This window comes from Pseudomonas sp. C32 (assembly GCF_030417915.1).
In the GTDB taxonomy this organism is placed as follows: Bacteria; Pseudomonadota; Gammaproteobacteria; order Pseudomonadales; family Pseudomonadaceae; genus Aquipseudomonas.
Genome location: NZ_JAUHUK010000010.1, coordinates 174,139 through 189,695, shown reverse-complemented (window position 1 = coordinate 189,695; position 15,557 = coordinate 174,139). Strand labels below are relative to the sequence as shown.

Here is a 15,557-nt window from a genome sequence, read left to right as displayed (position 1 = left end):
AGGTTCATCGCTGAAAAGGAACAAGTGGCCAGCGTAGCCGCTGCTCAGTCGCTGGGCAATCCAAGGCTGTGCAGATGGGTGATCAGCCGTTGTTGCAGCTGAGTCAAGTGAGGCAGATTCAGCTGATGACGCTCCGCGACTTTGCAGGCGTAACCCAACAGGTAACTGATTTCAGTGCGTCGCAGGCTCGCAACGTCCTGGTGCATCGAGGAGAAATTGGCAGCGGTTGCGTGAATCACTCGTTCGACTTCCTGCTGCAGGTTCTCGGCGGCTGCCGGCTGGCCGCAACGCTCAAGCAGCTCCGTCAGTTCGCCGCACAGTGTGGCGACTTCGCAGTGATGGTTCTGCAAGCCGCCATTGCGGCAATCGTGCAGCACCGTCAGCGGATTGATCGCGCAGTTGAGCGCGAGTTTTCTCCACAGCCTCGTCAGAATCTCCGTGCTCCACTCATGGGGGATGCCGGCGGCGTCCAGGTCTTCCAGCCAGATGGGCGCGACCGGGTGGCTGGCATCCCCGAGCCAGGTGAAGCCATGGCCCGCAAACACCACCCGCCAGTCGCCGTCGCGAAAGGCACCCTCGGTACTGGATGCATAAATGCAGCGCGCCTGTGGAACCTGCGTGGCGACGGCGTCCTGGCTGCCCAAACCGTTTTGCAGCAGGATCAACTCGGCTCCGGGCGCCAGGCGCGGCGCCAGGCGCGCTACCGCCGCTTGGGCGTCGTAAGCTTTGCAGGCCACCAACAGACGGTGGATCGGCTCGCTGCTGTCGGGTGTTTCGGCGGCGACTGCATAGCATTGTGCAACGCCATGCTCCACCAGCGTCAGTCCGCCAGCGGCCTCGTAGGCCTGCAATCGCGCAGCGTCACGCAGAATCAGCCTGACCGGCGCACCGGCCCGTGCCAGACGTGTCGCCCATAAGGTGCCGAGGCTGCCGGCGCCCAGAACATGCCAAGTGGTGGACATCAACTTTTTGCTCTGTTTGAAGCGCGCATCGGAGGCTCGCAGTGAATGATGGGAAAGACCCGTTATAATCAGCGCGGATTTTAACCGCAAGCCACGCGTGCTTCCTCGGCGCGCCTTTTATTTTGGAGAGATTACATGCCGTCGTTCGACGTGGTATCCGAACTGGACAAACACGAACTCACCAACGCGGTCGAGAACGCCGTCAAGGAACTCGATCGTCGCTATGACCTGAAAGGCAAAGGCAGCTTCGAGTTCAAGGAAAAGGACCTGACCGTCAACCTGACCGCTGAAGCGGATTTCCAGCTTGAAGCGATGATCGAGATCCTCAAGCTGGCGCTGGTCAAGCGCAAGATCGATGTGCAGTGCCTTGAGGTCAAGGATGCGTATGCGTCGGGTAAATTGATGAAGCAGGACGCCGTGCTCAAGGAAGGTATCGACAAAGAGCTGGCGAAGAAGATTGTTGCTCACGTCAAGGACGCCAAGCTCAAGGTCCAGGCCGCCATTCAGGGCGAGCAGGTGCGCATTACCGGCAAGAAGCGTGACGACTTGCAGGACGCTATTGCAGCGCTGCGGGCCAAGGAATTCGGCATGCCGCTGCAGTTCAACAACTTCCGCGACTGATCTTTAAAACGGGAACCTCTTGACGTTTTCGGCGTCCGAGGCCCAGCAGCGGCAGAAATGATCGAGCCCGTGGCGGCTCGGTCTTTCTGCCGCAATTTTTCGCGTGCCGGATAGCCGCAAAACAGGAGAAAGCAGATGGACTTAAATGCTGAGGTAGACAATCTGGTCAAGGCTTCCCAAGCCTGGATCCCGATGATCATGGAGTACGGCAGTCGCGTACTGTTGGCGGTGCTTACCCTGGCCGTCGGCTGGTGGTTGATCAACAAGGTCACGCAAAAACTCGGCGGCCTGTTGGCGCTGCGTAATGCCGATCTGGCGCTGCAAGGGTTCATCAGCAGCCTGGCGAACATCATTCTCAAGGTTTTGCTGATTGTCAGCGTGGCCTCGATGATCGGTGTGGAAACCACCTCGTTCGTTGCGGCGATCGGTGCAGCGGGTCTGGCCATTGGTCTGGCTTTGCAGGGCAGCCTGGCGAACTTCGCCGGTGGCGTGCTGATTCTGTTGTTCCGTCCGTTCCGTATCGGTGACTGGATCGAAGCCCAGGGTGTTGCCGGCACCGTCGACAGCATTCAGATTTTCCACACCGTGCTGCGCACTGGTGACAACAAAACCATCATTGTGCCTAACGGCAACTTGTCGAACGGCATCATCACCAACACCAACCGTCAGCCAACCCGCAAGGTTGTCTTCGATGTGGGCGTTGATTACGAAGCGGATCTGCAAAAGGCCCGTCAAGTATTGCTCGAACTGGCCAAGGATCCACGCGTACTGGCCGATCCGGAGCCTCAGGCAGTCATTTCTACCCTGGGCGACAGTTCGATCACTGTTTCCCTGCGTGTTTGGGTCAAGACGGCTGATTACTGGGATGTACTGTTCATGTTCAATGAATTGTCCCGTGACCGTCTCAGAGAGGCGGGCATTGATATTCCATTTCCACAGCGGGTAATTCGTGTGGTTCAGGAATCTGCGGTGCAGTGAGTAGCCGTTTAATGCAGGTCTGACTCTTTGGTCAGGTCTGTATTGGTCAACCAGCTTCTAGCGCACAACAAAAAAGGCCCATCCGAAGATGGGCCTTTTTATTTGTTACCGCAAACTAACTGGATGCGATTACAAAACCGACAGCGGGTAGTCAACGATCAGGCGGAACTCTTTGATGTCGCCTTCACCTTGGTCGGAGTTAGCGAAGTGCCATGCCTGACGAATACGGAAGGACAGGTCTTTAGCCGGGCCGTTCTGTACAACGTACTTGGCTTCAAAGTTGGTTTCGTTGTGCTTGCCGTCTTCACCGTACATACCAGCGTAGGCGCTGCCTGCTGGAGTGTTGGTGCCGTCGATGTCCCAACCTTTTACGTAACGGGTCATGAAGCTCAGACCAGGAACGCCGTATTCAGCCATTTTCAGGTCATAACGAACTTGAGCCGATTTTTCGTTAGGTGCGTTGAAGTCGGAGTACTGAATGGAGTTAGCGAGGAAAATCGAGTCGCCACCACGGTTGTTCTTGCCGACGCCGATGTAGTCGAACGGCGTATCACCGTTGACCTTCTGGAAGGCCAGGGTAACGGTGTGAGCTTTCAGGAACGAGTAAGCTGCGGCCAGCGAGAAGGTGGTGTTGCTGATTTCGCCGACTTTAGCGTCGCCGGTATCCTGAGTGTTGTAGATGTTACCGTCGAAGTTGATCGACTGACTGTCAGTCAGTGGAAGGGTGTAGTTCAGGTTGGCGTAGTACTGGTTCCAGATGTCTTCCAGCTTGGCACCGTAAAGCGAGGCGCTCAGGTTGTCAGTGAAACCGTATTTGCCACCGAAGTAGTCGATCTTGTTGGCTTCTTCACCATCGCTAAAGTTCGCGTAGGTTGCATACAGGCCGCCGTCTTGGGCGTTTTTGTCCTGGCTGGAACCCGAGTAGAAGTGGCCGGCTTCGAGGTCAAGATCTTTGATCTCGCTGCTCTGCAATTGGATACCAGTGGCAGTTTGCGGCAGGATACGGGAACCGCCAACAGCGAACACTGGCGAAGTGCTTGGCTGCATGTCGCCGACTTTCAGCTCGGTTTTGGAAACGCGGAATTTAACGGCGCCGCCGGCTTTACCCTGGCTGTCGTTAACTTCGCGATGGCCGCTGGCATTAGGGGTATCGCTACGGCTCATGTTGCCGGTGCCGCCGGTGCCGTCGCCACCGTCCAGCTTGATTGCCAGGTAACCGTATGCATCAACGCCGACGCCGATCAGACCCTGGGTGTAGCCAGAGCTGAAGTTGCCCCAAATACCTTGAGTCCAGTCTTTCTGGTCGTTGCCGCCATCTTTGTTGTCACGGTTGAAGTAGTAGTTGCGAACCAGCAAGTTCAGCGTGCTGTCTTCAACAATACCTTTGGCTTCAGCCTGGTCACTAACGAAAGGTGCGGCCGTAGCCAACTGGGTACTGGCGGCTGCTGCAACGGCCAGTGCGATCATGCTCCACTTCATCACGCGCATCGTGATTTGCTCCTTTGGTTTTTAGAAGAGTACTGCCGTCCCACCTGATTTATTATCTGGGCGGCTCTTTCTTTTTGTGTCGGCGCAAACTTATATCACGCCGACAATGTTGGCGATACTTGCGTATCTAACCTTTCGTGTTCTTTACGACCCTGTCGCAAACAGCTTGGTAGATGTCGCAAATTTACAACTCCAACGCAACAGGATTGACCACGTCTGTGCGGTTTCTTTATGCCTGAGCGTCGGTAAAAAGAGTCCCTGGTGAAACGTTTGAATCTCCTTTGGGCTACCTTGCCACTATTTTTTTCTGCCTTCGGGCCTCTACTTCCAGCGGAGGCCTATCAGGCAATGTGGGTGTGAATGCAACAAGCGTGCACAAACTGCTCATGTGCTGCGTTTTTTTTCTGAAACGCTGTCCGAACGTGTGAAAACCTCATAAAACAGGAGGGTTCAAGCACGTTTTGTTTGGGCTTGACTGCGTGGCTCACATCATGTTTCTCAGTTGCAACCGCCGACGTGGCCACCAAAAATGTTACCGGTTCACCCCGCCTGTGAGTAAAAGGCGGATGTCGAAGCGTTCAGCGTAGACTCAGTGTGCGTTTTTGGTGCAAAAAATTTTACTGGGCGTATTCAACACTGGCAGGGGAATCATGGACTGACGCGAATATCTCTTTGCTAATCAGTCATTTCGGTATTTTTGCTCCCGATGGCGGTGCTGCGATGGTGCGCTCAGCCGAAAAACGATTCATGGCGGGGCGTGACAGGTCCTTTTGCTCATCACCGGACCGGTTCGTCGTGAAGCGCACGACATTCACAGGTATGCTGCCTTCCGGTCGTTTGGTGCACGATCCTTCGGGATGGGCGCTAAGCTGAAAATGATGCCCCGGCGAGAGTGCTCACAGTGTTCGTATTAGATCCACGCCTTCAACAAGACACGTTGCCGATCGGGGATTTCCCGCTCTGCCGGTTACTGTTGTCCAACGATTCGAATTATCCCTGGTTTATCCTGGTACCTCGTCGTGAGGCTATCAGTGAGATATTTCAGTTGGATGTCGCCGATCAACTGCAGTTGTTTCAGGAAACCACTGCGCTGGCGGAAACCCTCAAGGATTCCTTTGATGCAGACAAGTTGAATGTCGCGGCATTGGGGAATGTTGTCAGTCAGTTGCATATGCACGTGATCGTGCGTAAGCGGGACGACGCCGCATGGCCGGCCCCCGTCTGGGGCAAGCACCCGGCCAAGCCTTACAGCCTGGAACAAATCTCTGCCGTTCGCGAACGTCTGCGCCTGGTACTGACCGATGGTTTTACGTTTTTGGAGGACTGAGCCATGAGCCTTGAAGATCGCGTGACTGATCTGGAAAGCCGTTTGGCGTTTCAGGATGACACCATTCAGGCATTGAATGATGTGCTGGTGGCGCAGCAACGGGTGGTTGAGCGCCTGCAGCTGCAAATGGCTGCGCTGCTCAAGAGGCAGGAGGAAATGGTCGGTCAGTTCGAATCTTTCGAAGAAGAAGCCCCGCCGCCGCACTACTGATCAGTCAGTTGTACGGAGCAGGCCATAAAAAAACCGCGAACAGCCAGGCTGCTCGCGGTTTTTTTACGGCCTTGAATCAGCGTCGCGGCAATGCGGCGATCACGTCTTCGGCTTGCAGGCCTTTGTCACGATTCATGACGGAGAACTCTACGCGCTGGCCTTCGACCAGGACGCGGTGACCTTCGCCACGAATGGCCCGGAAGTGCACGAAGATATCGTCACCGGAATCTCGGGAGATAAAGCCGAAACCTTTGGACGTATTGAACCACTTGACGGTGCCGGTATCGCGGTTGGTCATGTCGTAGCTTGGCGAAGCCGTGGCGGGTGACGATTTGTAAAAGCTGATGGCCAGGTGCAACGCTACGGCAACCAGCGCCGCTACCAGGCTGAACAGGACGGCAGGTTGACCGGCGATGACAGGCATCGGTGCGATCAGCGTCAGTGTCTGCAGGACTACGGCAAGAACCAGCAGGGCGCTGACCAGGTTTTGCAGTTGGTGACGCGGGCCTTTGTTCCAGTAAGGAATGACAGGAGCAAGTGTGAGGTTGAGCAGGCCGAAAAAGGCCAGATAAAGCGCGTCAGGTTGTTGCAGGTAAGGTAGGGCTTCGGATTGCAGGCTAGGGATGAAGGACAGCAGCAAAGCCGCTGCACCTATCAACAGGTGGACGATTTTCAACATTTTGATTAACTCACGTTAAGACAGCACACAAGGAAGAGCTGATGGCGCACGGTTCGCTTCGGGACAAATAAGAGGCGTTGGGCACGTACTCGGTATCAGCCTATGCGCCGTACCCGGAAAAATAGGTACTGACGACACGCTGCCTATTTAACAGTAAAGCCGCAGGCTACTCAAATCAGGGCGTCCGGCGGTTCGTCGGGGGTATCAACATCCCGGCTCCCGATGCTTGTTCTGCATATGCGCGGCTCTTTACTGGAGTGCTGGCCGTTATGTGCGCGAATAACGCCGTCGCGGGTTGTTCGTGCCGAGAGTTCCTACACCTTTAGGCGCTTTTCATGAGGGCATCGGTATCAAGTTGTGTGGGAAAACTGCTGTCGTAGGACGCTGTCCATGATCTGCCCGCAGTTGTTGGCTTATCCTACGATCAGGGTCATAAAGTCATCTGGATATACCTTTGTACCTGCGTTTTTATAAGCCGACAGAACAGTGGTTCTGGTAGACGCCAGGGATGACAAAGGAGTGTCAGCGATATGGTTTATGACAGGCTGGAACAGGGAAGGGACGGTGCGCGCAGGGAAATAATGATTGATCCGTTCGTCCGTGAGTTCGATATGGGGCTGGCCCGGCCCTTGTCCCGTTCCGTGCGCTTGAATGGTTTCGCGACCTGTTTGCGGCTGGAGCAGGTCTATTGGGATATTTTGGCGGAAATGGCCAGGATCAATTGCTGCACGGTCAGCACCTTGTTGTCCCACGTGGATCGCGAAGTTCATTTGCGTCATGGCGGGGTGAAGAATTTCAGTGGATTGGTGCGGGTCGTCTGTGTTGTACACAGCCTCAAGGAAGTGGTGATGTCCTAGCTATCGCCGTTAAACAGGCAGAGTGTCGGTCTGTGCAGTCTTACGGCTGCACAGGCCGCATTTAATGGATATAATCCCGCTCTTTGCCGCAAAACCCAGCGTGTGCGGTAGCAATCTGATCGCCGAGACAACCCCCATGCCGATGTACGATTATCAATGTGCTTCCTGTGGTCATCAGTTGGAAGCCATTCAAAAGATCAGCGATGCACCGCTGGTCGACTGCCCTGCCTGCCAGGCGCCAGAGCTTAAAAAGATGCTGTCCATGCCGGGCTTCCGCCTCAGCGGCACCGGTTGGTACGAAACCGATTTCAAGACCGGTTCCAAGAAGAACCTGGCCGGCGGCGACAAAGCTGACTAAGGTCTGGAACCCGAGTTGAACGACACGCGCGAGCCCTTGCAACATTCCGCAGTGGATGTGCCCAAGGTCTCCAACCGAATTTCGAATTACGAGAAGTGAAACCACGACCATGATGCGCAGCCATTATTGCGGCCAACTGAACGAAAGCCTGGAAGGCCAGGAAATTACCCTTTGCGGATGGGTCCATCGTCGCCGAGACCACGGTGGGGTGATTTTCCTCGATATCCGTGATCGTGACGGTCTGGCCCAGGTCGTGTTCGATCCGGACCGCGCCGAATCCTTCGCTGCCGCCGACCGCGTGCGCAGCGAGTTCGTCGTGAAGATCACCGGCAAGGTTCGCCTGCGTCCGGCGGGTGCCACCAACGCCAACATGGCGTCGGGCATGATCGAAGTCCTGGGCTATGAACTGGAAGTGCTGAACGAGTCGGAAACTCCGCCGTTCCCGCTGAACGAGTTCTCCGACGTCGGCGAAGAAACCCGCCTGCGCTATCGCTTCCTCGACCTGCGTCGCCCGGAAATGGCCGAGAAGCTGCGTCTGCGTTCGCGCATGACCACCAGCATCCGTCGCTTCCTGGACGAGAACGGCTTCCTCGACGTCGAGACGCCGATCCTGACCCGTGCCACGCCAGAAGGTGCGCGTGACTACCTGGTGCCTAGCCGCACCCACGCCGGCAGCTTCTTCGCCTTGCCGCAATCGCCGCAGCTGTTCAAGCAACTGCTGATGGTGGCCGGCTTCGACCGTTACTACCAGATCGCCAAGTGCTTCCGTGACGAAGACCTGCGTGCCGACCGTCAGCCGGAATTCACCCAGATCGACATCGAGACCAGCTTCCTCGATGAAAAAGAGATCATGGGCCTGACCGAGCAAATGATCCGCAACCTGTTCAAGGAAGTGCTGGGTCTGGAATTCGGTGAGTTCCCGCACATGACCTTCGAAGAAGCCATGCGCCGCTACGGTTCCGACAAGCCTGACCTGCGTAACCCGATGGAACTGGTTGACGTTGCCGACCAGCTCAAGGAAGTCGATTTCAAGGTGTTCAGCGGCCCGGCCAACGACCCGAAATGCCGTATCGCCGCCTTGCGCGTTCCAGGCGGGGCAAGCATGCCGCGCAAGCAGATCGACGATTACACCAAGTTCGTCGGCATCTACGGTGCCAAGGGCCTGGCGTACATCAAGGTCAACGAGCGCGCTGCCGGTGTTGACGGCCTGCAGTCGCCGATCGTGAAAAACATCCCTGAGGCCAACCTGAACGTGATCCTCGATCGCGTTGGCGCGGTCGATGGCGACATCGTGTTCTTCGGCGCCGACAAGGCCAAGATCGTCAGCGAAGCCCTGGGCGCCCTGCGCATCAAGCTCGGTCACGACCTGAAACTGCTGACCTGCGAGTGGGCACCGATGTGGGTCGTCGACTTCCCGATGTTCGAAGAAAACGACGACGGCAGCTTCTCTGCGCTGCACCACCCGTTCACCGCGCCGAAGTGCACGCCGCAAGAGCTTGAGGCCAACCCGGCCGGCGCTCTGTCCCGTGCCTACGACATGGTTCTGAACGGTACCGAGTTGGGTGGCGGTTCGATCCGTATCCACCGCAAAGAGATGCAACAGTCGGTGTTCCGTCTGTTGGGCATCAACGAAGCGGAACAGGAAGAGAAATTCGGCTTCCTGCTCGACGCCCTGAAGTACGGCGCCCCGCCGCACGGTGGCCTGGCCTTCGGTCTGGACCGTCTGGTGATGCTGATGACCGGCGCCCAGTCGATCCGTGAAGTGATCGCCTTCCCGAAAACCCAGAGCGCGGCAGATGTCATGACTCAGGCGCCGGGTCAGGTGGATGCCAAGGCATTGCGCGAATTGCACATTCGTCTGCGCGAAACGCCTAAAGCCGAGTAAGGCTGGCTTGAAGGGCGCATCTCTGGATGCGCCCTTTCTTTATCGATTGAGCGGTACAAGATTTTTGTTTGCCGGCCGACGCAATGCAGCGTGGCGGGCAATGTTTCAAAGAGAATTCGGAGCGAGATATGGCAGGTCATTCCAAGTGGGCGAACATCAAGCACCGCAAAGAACGTCAGGATGCCAAAAAAGGCAAGATTTTCACCAAGTGGATTCGTGAACTGACCGTCGCGGCCCGTCAGGGCGGCGGTGATCCAGGTTCCAACCCGCGTCTGCGCCTGGCGTTGGACAAGGCCCTCGGCGCGAACATGAGTCGCGACATCATCGATCGGGCAGTCGCTCGTGGTGCCGGCGCCGCCGATACCGACGACATGGTCGAACTGACCTACGAAGGCTACGGCCCTGGTGGCGTCGCGGTGATGGTCGAGTGCATGACCGATAACCGCAACCGCACTGCTGCCGCTGTTCGACATGCGTTCAGCAAATGCGGCGGCAACCTCGGCACTGACGGCTCGGTGGCCTACCTGTTCGAACGCAAGGGGCAGATTTCCTTCGCCGCCGGCGTGGACGAAGACGCGTTGATGGAAGCGGCCATGGAAGCCGACGCTGACGATGTGGTGACCAACGAAGACGGTTCCATCGACGTGTTCACGTCGTTTGCCGGGTTCTACGCTGTGCGCAACGCGCTGGAAGCGGCCGGCTTCAAAGGTGACGACGCAGAAATCGTCATGCTGCCGACCACCAGTGCCGAGCTCGATCTGGAAGGCGCCGAGAAAGTCCTCAAGCTGATCGACATGCTCGAAGACCTGGACGACGTGCAAAACGTCTACTCCAACGCGGAAATTCCGGAGTCTGTGGCCGCACAGCTCGGTTGAGGGCGACTAGTCTCCAATGTGGGAGCTGGCTTGCCAGCGATGGCGTCGGCACATCGAATAATGATGGCGCCTGACACTCCGTCATCGCTGGCAAGCCAGCTCCCACATTTTTTATTCACTGTGTTGAATATCGTGCTTTTACTTAACCCGCAGGCGTTATGACTTTAATTCTTGGTATCGACCCCGGTTCACGCATCACCGGTTATGGCGTGGTTCGCGATACCGGCCGTGGCTGCGAGTATGTGGCTTCCGGCTGCATTCGTACCGGTGCCGGCGAGCTGCATGAGCGTCTGCAGATTGTCTTTCGCGGGGTGCGCGAGATTATTCAGACGTACCATCCGGTAACCATGGGCATCGAAAAGGTCTTTATGGCGCGTAACGCCGACTCCGCCCTGAAACTGGGCCAGGCCCGCGGTGCCGCCATCGTAGCGGGCGCGGAAGAAAACCTGGAAATTGCCGAGTATTCCGCAACCCAGGTCAAGCAAGCGGTGGTTGGCACCGGTGCGGCTAATAAAGAGCAAGTGCAGATGATGGTCATGCACATGCTGAAATTGACCAGCAAACCCCAGATCGATGCGTCGGACGCCCTGGCGATTGCGATCTGCCACGCGCATACCCGCTCCAGTCTGCTGCCCCACGGTCTGGGTGCAGCACGCAGTCGTGGCGGGCGCCTGCGTCTCTGATAGCATCAGCAGTCATTTTTATGGAATGAGGGATTCTCGCCTGGGTTGTCGGCGATATTCCTCACTCTGTCAGTCGCTGGCCCAGAGCTGGCCAACGCTCAAGGATTTGTAACGTGATTGGACGTTTGCGCGGCACCCTGGCTGAGAAGCAACCCCCGCATCTGATTCTGGATGTAAACGGTCTGGGTTATGAACTTGAAGTACCCATGACAACGCTTTATCGCTTGCCGTCGGTCGGTGAGCCGCTGACCTTGCACACCCATCTGGTCGTGCGCGAAGACGCGCAGTTACTCTATGGCTTTGTCGGCAAGCGTGAGCGAGACTTTTTTCGCGAGCTGATCCGCCTTAATGGTGTCGGGCCAAAACTGGCCCTGGCCTTGATGTCGAGCCTGGAAGTCGACGAGCTGGTCCGTTGCGTGCAATCTCAGGACACCTCGGCACTGACCAAGGTGCCGGGCGTGGGCAAGAAGACCGCCGAGCGTTTGCTGGTGGAACTCAAGGATCGCTTCAAGGCCTGGGAAACCGTGCCTGCCATGTTTGCTCTGGTACCGAATCAGCCGGACGGACCGGCCCCGGTGAACACCGCCGAAAACGACGCGGTCAGCGCCTTGATCTCCCTGGGTTACAAACCACAGGAAGCGAGCAAGGCGGTGTCTGCGATCAAGGAGAAAGGTTTGAGCAGCGAAGACATGATCCGCCGCGCCTTGAAGGGGATGATCTAAGTGATTGAAGCTGATCGTCTGATTGCCGCCACGACGGCCCCTCGAGATCGCGAGGAAGTCCAGGATCGCGCCATTCGCCCGGTCAGCCTGGCCGAATACATTGGCCAGCCGACTGTTCGCGAGCAAATGGAGTTGTTCATCCAGGCTGCCCGTGGGCGCAATGAGTCGCTGGATCACACGTTGATCTTCGGCCCGCCGGGCCTGGGTAAAACCACCCTGGCGAACATCATCGCCCAGGAAATGGGCGTGTCGATCAAGAGCACGTCCGGCCCGGTGCTGGAGCGTCCCGGTGATCTGGCGGCGCTGCTGACCAACCTTGAACCGCATGATGTGTTGTTCATCGACGAAATCCATCGGCTTTCACCGATAGTCGAAGAAGTGCTGTACCCGGCCATGGAAGATTTCCAGCTCGACATCATGATTGGCGAAGGCCCGGCTGCGCGTTCGATCAAACTCGATCTGCCACCGTTCACCCTGGTCGGCGCAACGACCCGGGCAGGCATGCTGACCAACCCGTTGCGCGACCGTTTCGGCATCGTTCAGCGTCTTGAGTTCTACAACAACGCCGACCTGTCGACGATTGTCAGCCGTTCGGCGAGCATCCTCGGTTTGCCGCTGGACCCGGAAGGCGCCTTCGAAATCGCCCGTCGTGCCCGCGGCACGCCGCGGATCGCCAATCGTTTGTTGCGTCGGGTGCGCGACTTCGCCGAAGTTCGTGCCAAAGGCCACATCACCAAACCGATTGCCGACCTGGCGCTGAACCTGCTGGACGTCGACGAGCGCGGTTTCGATCATCAGGACCGGCGTCTGTTGCTGACCATGATCGAGAAGTTCGATGGCGGGCCGGTCGGGGTAGACAGCCTGGCGGCCGCGATCAGCGAAGAGCGCCACACCATTGAAGACGTGCTGGAGCCTTATCTGATCCAGCAGGGTTACATCATGCGCACACCGCGGGGGCGAGTGGTGACGCGGCATGCTTATCTGCATTTCGGTTTGAATATTCCGTCACGATTGGGCGAAATGCCTGTGGTAGACGAGTTCCTTGGTGCCGTGGACGATTAATAACCTTTGCGTGCTGATTTTTTCGGGCAATGTGTGGTCCCAGGACCGTACTTTTGCGCGAAAGCCGCAGAACAACGAAAAACAGTTGCCTGGCCGGATTGGCAACCTGAGGAGTAAGCACTAGAGTATGCGCGCGCAAAACGGGCTGGAGCCTTTCGCACATCGTTGTCGCGTTTATTACGAGGACACCGATGCGGGCGGCATCGTGTATTACGTTAATTACCTCAAGTTTATGGAACGGGCTCGAACCGAGCGGCTACGAAATCTGGGCTTTGCCCAATCGCAGCTGGCAGGTGAGGACCTGTTGTTTGTCGTGCATTCCAGCGAAGCGCGTTACCACGCGCCGGCGCGACTGGACGACGAGCTGCTGGTAAGCGCTGAAGTAATCGAATTGAACCGTGTCAGCCTGCGCTTCAAGCAGCAGGTCAGGCGGGCTACGGATGATGCACTGCTCTGTGAAGGGCAGTTTCTGGTGGCCTGTGTGCGCACTGAAAGTTTAAAACCCCGGGCCATTCCCGAAGCTCTACGAGCGGCCTTTGCCGACGTGAGCGGCGCGGGTACACACTCAAAGCAGGAGATAAAGCGTGGAAGCTAACGTCGTCGACCATTCCTCCATGTGGAGCCTGGTCAGCAATGCCAGTATCGTGGTGCAACTGGTAATGCTGATCCTGGTAGCCGCATCGGTGACCTCATGGATCATGATCTTTCAGCGCAGCAACCTGCTGCGCGCCGGTCGACGTGCCCTGGAGAGCTTTGAAGAGCGCTTCTGGTCGGGTATCGACCTGTCCAAACTCTACCGTCAGGCCGGCAGCAACCCGGACCCTGATTCGGGTGTCGAGCAAATCTTCCGCGCCGGCTTCAAGGAATTCTCCCGTCTGCGCCAGCAGCCAGGTGTAGACCCGGAAGCGGTCATGGAAGGCGTGGCACGTGCCATGCGCGTTGCCATTTCCCGCGAAGAAGAAAAGCTTGAGCAAAGCCTGCCGTTCCTGGCCACCGTCGGTTCCGTAAGCCCGTATATCGGTCTGTTCGGTACCGTGTGGGGCATCATGAACTCCTTCCGTGGTCTGGCTACTGCGCAGCAAGCGACCCTGGCCACTGTGGCCCCTGGTATCGCCGAGGCACTGATTGCGACCGCGATCGGTCTGTTCGCCGCCATCCCTGCCGTTATCGCCTACAACCGTTTTGCCGCGCGCAGCGAAACGCTGATCGGCCGTTACTACACCTTCGCCGATGAATTCCAGGCGATCCTGCACCGCAAAGTGCACACCAGCGAAGAATAAGCAGGTAATTTCCAATGGCTTTAATCGCTCGAGCTCGCAAAAAGCGCAAGCCGGTTGCCGAGATGAACGTGGTGCCTTACATCGACGTGATGCTGGTACTGCTGGTCATTTTCATGGTGACCGCGCCGATGCTCAATCAGGGCGTGAAAGTTGATCTGCCCAAGGTTTCCAGCGAAGCCTTGCCGCAGGATAACAACACGCAGGTCCTGACCATTTCGATCAAGGCTGACAAGACCTATTACTGGAACCTTGGCAGCGAAGTCGACACAGAAAAGCAGCAGGACAGGGCGATGACCCTGCCGCAGATGACCGACGCCGTGACCAAGATCATTCGCGCCGGTACTGAAGGTGGCAAGCGTACCCAGGTGTTCATTCGTGGCGACAAGACTGTCGACTACGGCTCCGTCATGGGCGCGATGGGCGGGTTGCAGAAAGCCGGGGTCGGTAATGTTGGCTTGATTACCGAGGCACCCTGATGCAGCAAATGCGAGAGCCGTCCGCCTCGGAAAGCTACTTCTGGCCTAGTGTCTGGGCGATTGGCTTGCACGTGCTGGTGTTCGGCATGCTGTTTGTCAGTTTCGCCTTCACACCGGAATTGCCGCCGGCCAAGCCGATTGTCCAGGCGACCCTGTACCAGCTGAAATCGAAAAGTCGGGCAACCACCCAGACCAATCAGAAGATTGCGGGTGAGGCGCAGAAATCCGCTGCGCGCCAGACCGAAGTCGAACAGATGGAGCAGAAAAAGATCGAGCAGGAAGCGATCAAGGCCGCGGAACAAAAGAAGGAAGATGCGGCTCAAAAAGCCGAAGAATCCAAGAAGGCCGACGAGACGAAGAAAGCGGAAGAGGCAAAAAAGGCTGATGAAGCCAAGAAAGCCGATGAAGCGAAGAAGACCGCCGAAGCCAAAAAGGTCGAAGAGAAACAATTGGCTGATATAGCCAAGAAGAAGGCCGAAGAAGAAGCCAAGAAAGCGGCTGAAGAAGAGGCCAAGAAAGCGGCCGCTGAAGAAGCGAAGAAAAAGATCGTCGAAGACGCGAAGAAGAAAGCCGCGGAAGACGCCAAGAAGAAATCTGAAGCTGAAGAGGCGAAGAAGAAAGTCGCCGAAGACGCGAAGAAGAAAGCGGCTGCCGACGCTGCGAAGAAAAAATCGCAGGAAGCGGCACGTAAATCCGCCGAAGACAAAAAGGCCCAGGCCTTGGCAGATTTGCTTTCCGACACGCCACAGCGTCAGCAGGCCTTGGCCGATGAGCAAGGTGACGAAGTCGCCGGCAGCTTCGATGACCTGATTCGTGCGCGTGCTGCGGAAGGTTGGGCTCGTCCGCCTTCGGCTCGCAAAGGCATGACAGTCGTGTTGCAAATCGGCATGTTGCCGGACGGTACGGTGACTTCGGTCAACGTGTCCAAATCCAGCGGCGATGGTCCGTTTGACGCTTCGGCAGTGGCAGCGGTGAAGAATATTGGACGTTTGACAGAAATGCAGGGAATGAAGCCGAGTGATTTCGCTCCGTATCGTTCATTCAAGATGACATTCACACCTGAGGATTTAGCCTTGTGAGAAACCTTCTTCGAG

General features: G+C 57.0%; 18 protein-coding genes. 15 read left to right on the top strand and 3 right to left on the bottom strand.

All coding sequences use genetic code 11. The features are described from left to right. Nucleotides 1-44: 44 nt before the first annotated feature. The gene (locus QYH43_RS13920) at nt 45-962 is read right to left on the bottom strand and encodes a putative 2-dehydropantoate 2-reductase (RefSeq protein ID WP_095057127.1); all 918 of its coding nucleotides are present in this window, start codon (nt 960-962) and stop codon (nt 45-47) included. A 135-nt stretch (nt 963-1,097) separates the two neighbouring features. Between QYH43_RS13920 and QYH43_RS13915 the strand changes: the two genes are divergently transcribed. Further along, on the top strand, nt 1,098-1,583 hold the full coding sequence (locus QYH43_RS13915; protein ID WP_095057128.1) for a YajQ family cyclic di-GMP-binding protein: 486 nt from the start codon (nt 1,098-1,100) through the stop codon (nt 1,581-1,583). A gap of 135 nt (nt 1,584-1,718) precedes the next feature. Then, nucleotides 1,719-2,561, top strand: coding sequence for a mechanosensitive ion channel family protein (locus tag QYH43_RS13910; RefSeq protein WP_095057129.1), 843 nt, complete (start codon nt 1,719-1,721; stop codon nt 2,559-2,561). Between the two features lie 129 nt (nt 2,562-2,690). Here QYH43_RS13910 and QYH43_RS13905 read toward each other — a convergent pair whose 3' ends face one another. After that, nucleotides 2,691-4,049 carry an OprD family porin gene (locus QYH43_RS13905; RefSeq protein ID WP_095061304.1) on the bottom strand — a complete coding sequence of 453 codons (1,359 nt, stop codon included), beginning with the start codon at nt 4,047-4,049 and terminating at the stop codon, nt 2,691-2,693. 901 nt (nt 4,050-4,950) lie between these two features. Here QYH43_RS13905 and QYH43_RS13900 point away from each other — a divergent pair. Together QYH43_RS13900 and QYH43_RS13895 are read left to right on the top strand one after the other, a co-directional pair. Then, nucleotides 4,951-5,376 (top strand): HIT domain-containing protein, encoded by a 426-nt coding sequence (locus QYH43_RS13900; RefSeq protein WP_301157227.1) that lies wholly within the window; start codon nt 4,951-4,953, stop codon nt 5,374-5,376. 3 nt (nt 5,377-5,379) lie between these two features. Next, complete coding sequence (locus QYH43_RS13895; protein WP_095188019.1) at nt 5,380-5,586, top strand: SlyX family protein; 207 nt, start codon at nt 5,380-5,382, stop codon at nt 5,584-5,586. A gap of 76 nt (nt 5,587-5,662) precedes the next feature. Here the strand turns inward: QYH43_RS13895 and QYH43_RS13890 are convergent, their stop codons facing one another. Continuing rightward, the gene (locus tag QYH43_RS13890) at nt 5,663-6,265 is read right to left on the bottom strand and encodes a cold-shock protein (RefSeq protein ID WP_301157226.1); all 603 of its coding nucleotides are present in this window, start codon (nt 6,263-6,265) and stop codon (nt 5,663-5,665) included. Nucleotides 6,266-6,795: 530 nt separating this feature from the next. On the opposite strand from QYH43_RS13890, the gene QYH43_RS13885 reads away from it, so the two are divergent. From QYH43_RS13885 to tolA, 11 genes are all read left to right on the top strand, one after another. Beyond that, nucleotides 6,796-7,122: a ribbon-helix-helix domain-containing protein gene (locus QYH43_RS13885; RefSeq protein WP_095061312.1), complete on the top strand. Its 327-nt coding sequence runs from the start codon at nt 6,796-6,798 to the stop codon at nt 7,120-7,122. A gap of 136 nt (nt 7,123-7,258) precedes the next feature. Then, a complete protein-coding gene (locus QYH43_RS13880) occupies nt 7,259-7,480 on the top strand; it encodes an FmdB family zinc ribbon protein (protein WP_007977333.1) in 222 nt (73 codons plus the stop codon). A gap of 109 nt (nt 7,481-7,589) precedes the next feature. Next, complete coding sequence (gene aspS, locus QYH43_RS13875; RefSeq protein WP_095061315.1) at nt 7,590-9,365, top strand: aspartate--tRNA ligase; 1,776 nt, start codon at nt 7,590-7,592, stop codon at nt 9,363-9,365. Between the two features lie 128 nt (nt 9,366-9,493). After that, a complete protein-coding gene (locus tag QYH43_RS13870; protein WP_095061317.1) occupies nt 9,494-10,240 on the top strand; it encodes a YebC/PmpR family DNA-binding transcriptional regulator in 747 nt (248 codons plus the stop codon). Between the two features lie 158 nt (nt 10,241-10,398). Continuing rightward, nucleotides 10,399-10,923, top strand: a complete 525-nt coding sequence (ruvC, locus tag QYH43_RS13865) for a crossover junction endodeoxyribonuclease RuvC (RefSeq protein ID WP_095061320.1) — start codon at nt 10,399-10,401, stop codon at nt 10,921-10,923. A 113-nt stretch (nt 10,924-11,036) separates the two neighbouring features. Then, complete coding sequence (gene ruvA, locus QYH43_RS13860; RefSeq protein ID WP_007995640.1) at nt 11,037-11,645, top strand: Holliday junction branch migration protein RuvA; 609 nt, start codon at nt 11,037-11,039, stop codon at nt 11,643-11,645. Continuing rightward, nucleotides 11,646-12,707: a Holliday junction branch migration DNA helicase RuvB gene (ruvB, locus tag QYH43_RS13855; protein ID WP_095061322.1), complete on the top strand. Its 1,062-nt coding sequence runs from the start codon at nt 11,646-11,648 to the stop codon at nt 12,705-12,707. It begins immediately after the preceding gene. 127 nt (nt 12,708-12,834) lie between these two features. Beyond that, nucleotides 12,835-13,302, top strand: a complete 468-nt coding sequence (gene ybgC / locus QYH43_RS13850; protein WP_053155328.1) for a tol-pal system-associated acyl-CoA thioesterase — start codon at nt 12,835-12,837, stop codon at nt 13,300-13,302. After that, the gene (tolQ, locus tag QYH43_RS13845; RefSeq protein WP_008027789.1) at nt 13,292-13,987 is read left to right on the top strand and encodes a protein TolQ; all 696 of its coding nucleotides are present in this window, start codon (nt 13,292-13,294) and stop codon (nt 13,985-13,987) included. Before ybgC ends, tolQ begins: the two co-directional genes overlap by 11 nt. 23 nt (nt 13,988-14,010) lie before the next feature. Then, complete coding sequence (gene tolR, locus QYH43_RS13840) at nt 14,011-14,463, top strand: protein TolR (RefSeq protein WP_161806672.1); 453 nt, start codon at nt 14,011-14,013, stop codon at nt 14,461-14,463. Beyond that, nucleotides 14,463-15,542: a cell envelope integrity protein TolA gene (gene tolA / locus QYH43_RS13835; protein ID WP_095061326.1), complete on the top strand. Its 1,080-nt coding sequence runs from the start codon at nt 14,463-14,465 to the stop codon at nt 15,540-15,542. The genes tolR and tolA overlap by 1 nt, the downstream gene beginning before the upstream one ends. The last annotated feature ends 15 nt before the right edge of the window (nt 15,543-15,557 follow it).

What these genes read in the sequence shown, in the direction of transcription:
- QYH43_RS13895 (WP_095188019.1), top strand. Translation starts at nt 5,380, where the DNA reads ATGAGCCTTGAAGATCGCGTGACTGATCTGGAAAGCCGTTTGGCGTTT.
- QYH43_RS13880 (WP_007977333.1), top strand. Translation starts at nt 7,259, where the DNA reads ATGCCGATGTACGATTATCAATGTGCTTCCTGTGGTCATCAGTTGGAA.
- QYH43_RS13885 (WP_095061312.1), top strand. Translation starts at nt 6,796, where the DNA reads ATGGTTTATGACAGGCTGGAACAGGGAAGGGACGGTGCGCGCAGGGAA.
- tolA (WP_095061326.1), top strand. Translation starts at nt 14,463, where the DNA reads ATGCAGCAAATGCGAGAGCCGTCCGCCTCGGAAAGCTACTTCTGGCCT.
- QYH43_RS13905 (WP_095061304.1), bottom strand. Translation starts at nt 4,049, where the DNA reads ATGCGCGTGATGAAGTGGAGCATGATCGCACTGGCCGTTGCAGCAGCC.
- QYH43_RS13870 (WP_095061317.1), top strand. Translation starts at nt 9,494, where the DNA reads ATGGCAGGTCATTCCAAGTGGGCGAACATCAAGCACCGCAAAGAACGT.
- QYH43_RS13920 (WP_095057127.1), bottom strand. Translation starts at nt 962, where the DNA reads ATGTCCACCACTTGGCATGTTCTGGGCGCCGGCAGCCTCGGCACCTTA.
- ruvC (WP_095061320.1), top strand. Translation starts at nt 10,399, where the DNA reads ATGACTTTAATTCTTGGTATCGACCCCGGTTCACGCATCACCGGTTAT.
- QYH43_RS13915 (WP_095057128.1), top strand. Translation starts at nt 1,098, where the DNA reads ATGCCGTCGTTCGACGTGGTATCCGAACTGGACAAACACGAACTCACC.
- QYH43_RS13890 (WP_301157226.1), bottom strand. Translation starts at nt 6,265, where the DNA reads ATGTTGAAAATCGTCCACCTGTTGATAGGTGCAGCGGCTTTGCTGCTG.
- QYH43_RS13910 (WP_095057129.1), top strand. Translation starts at nt 1,719, where the DNA reads ATGGACTTAAATGCTGAGGTAGACAATCTGGTCAAGGCTTCCCAAGCC.
- aspS (WP_095061315.1), top strand. Translation starts at nt 7,590, where the DNA reads ATGATGCGCAGCCATTATTGCGGCCAACTGAACGAAAGCCTGGAAGGC.
- ybgC (WP_053155328.1), top strand. Translation starts at nt 12,835, where the DNA reads ATGCGCGCGCAAAACGGGCTGGAGCCTTTCGCACATCGTTGTCGCGTT.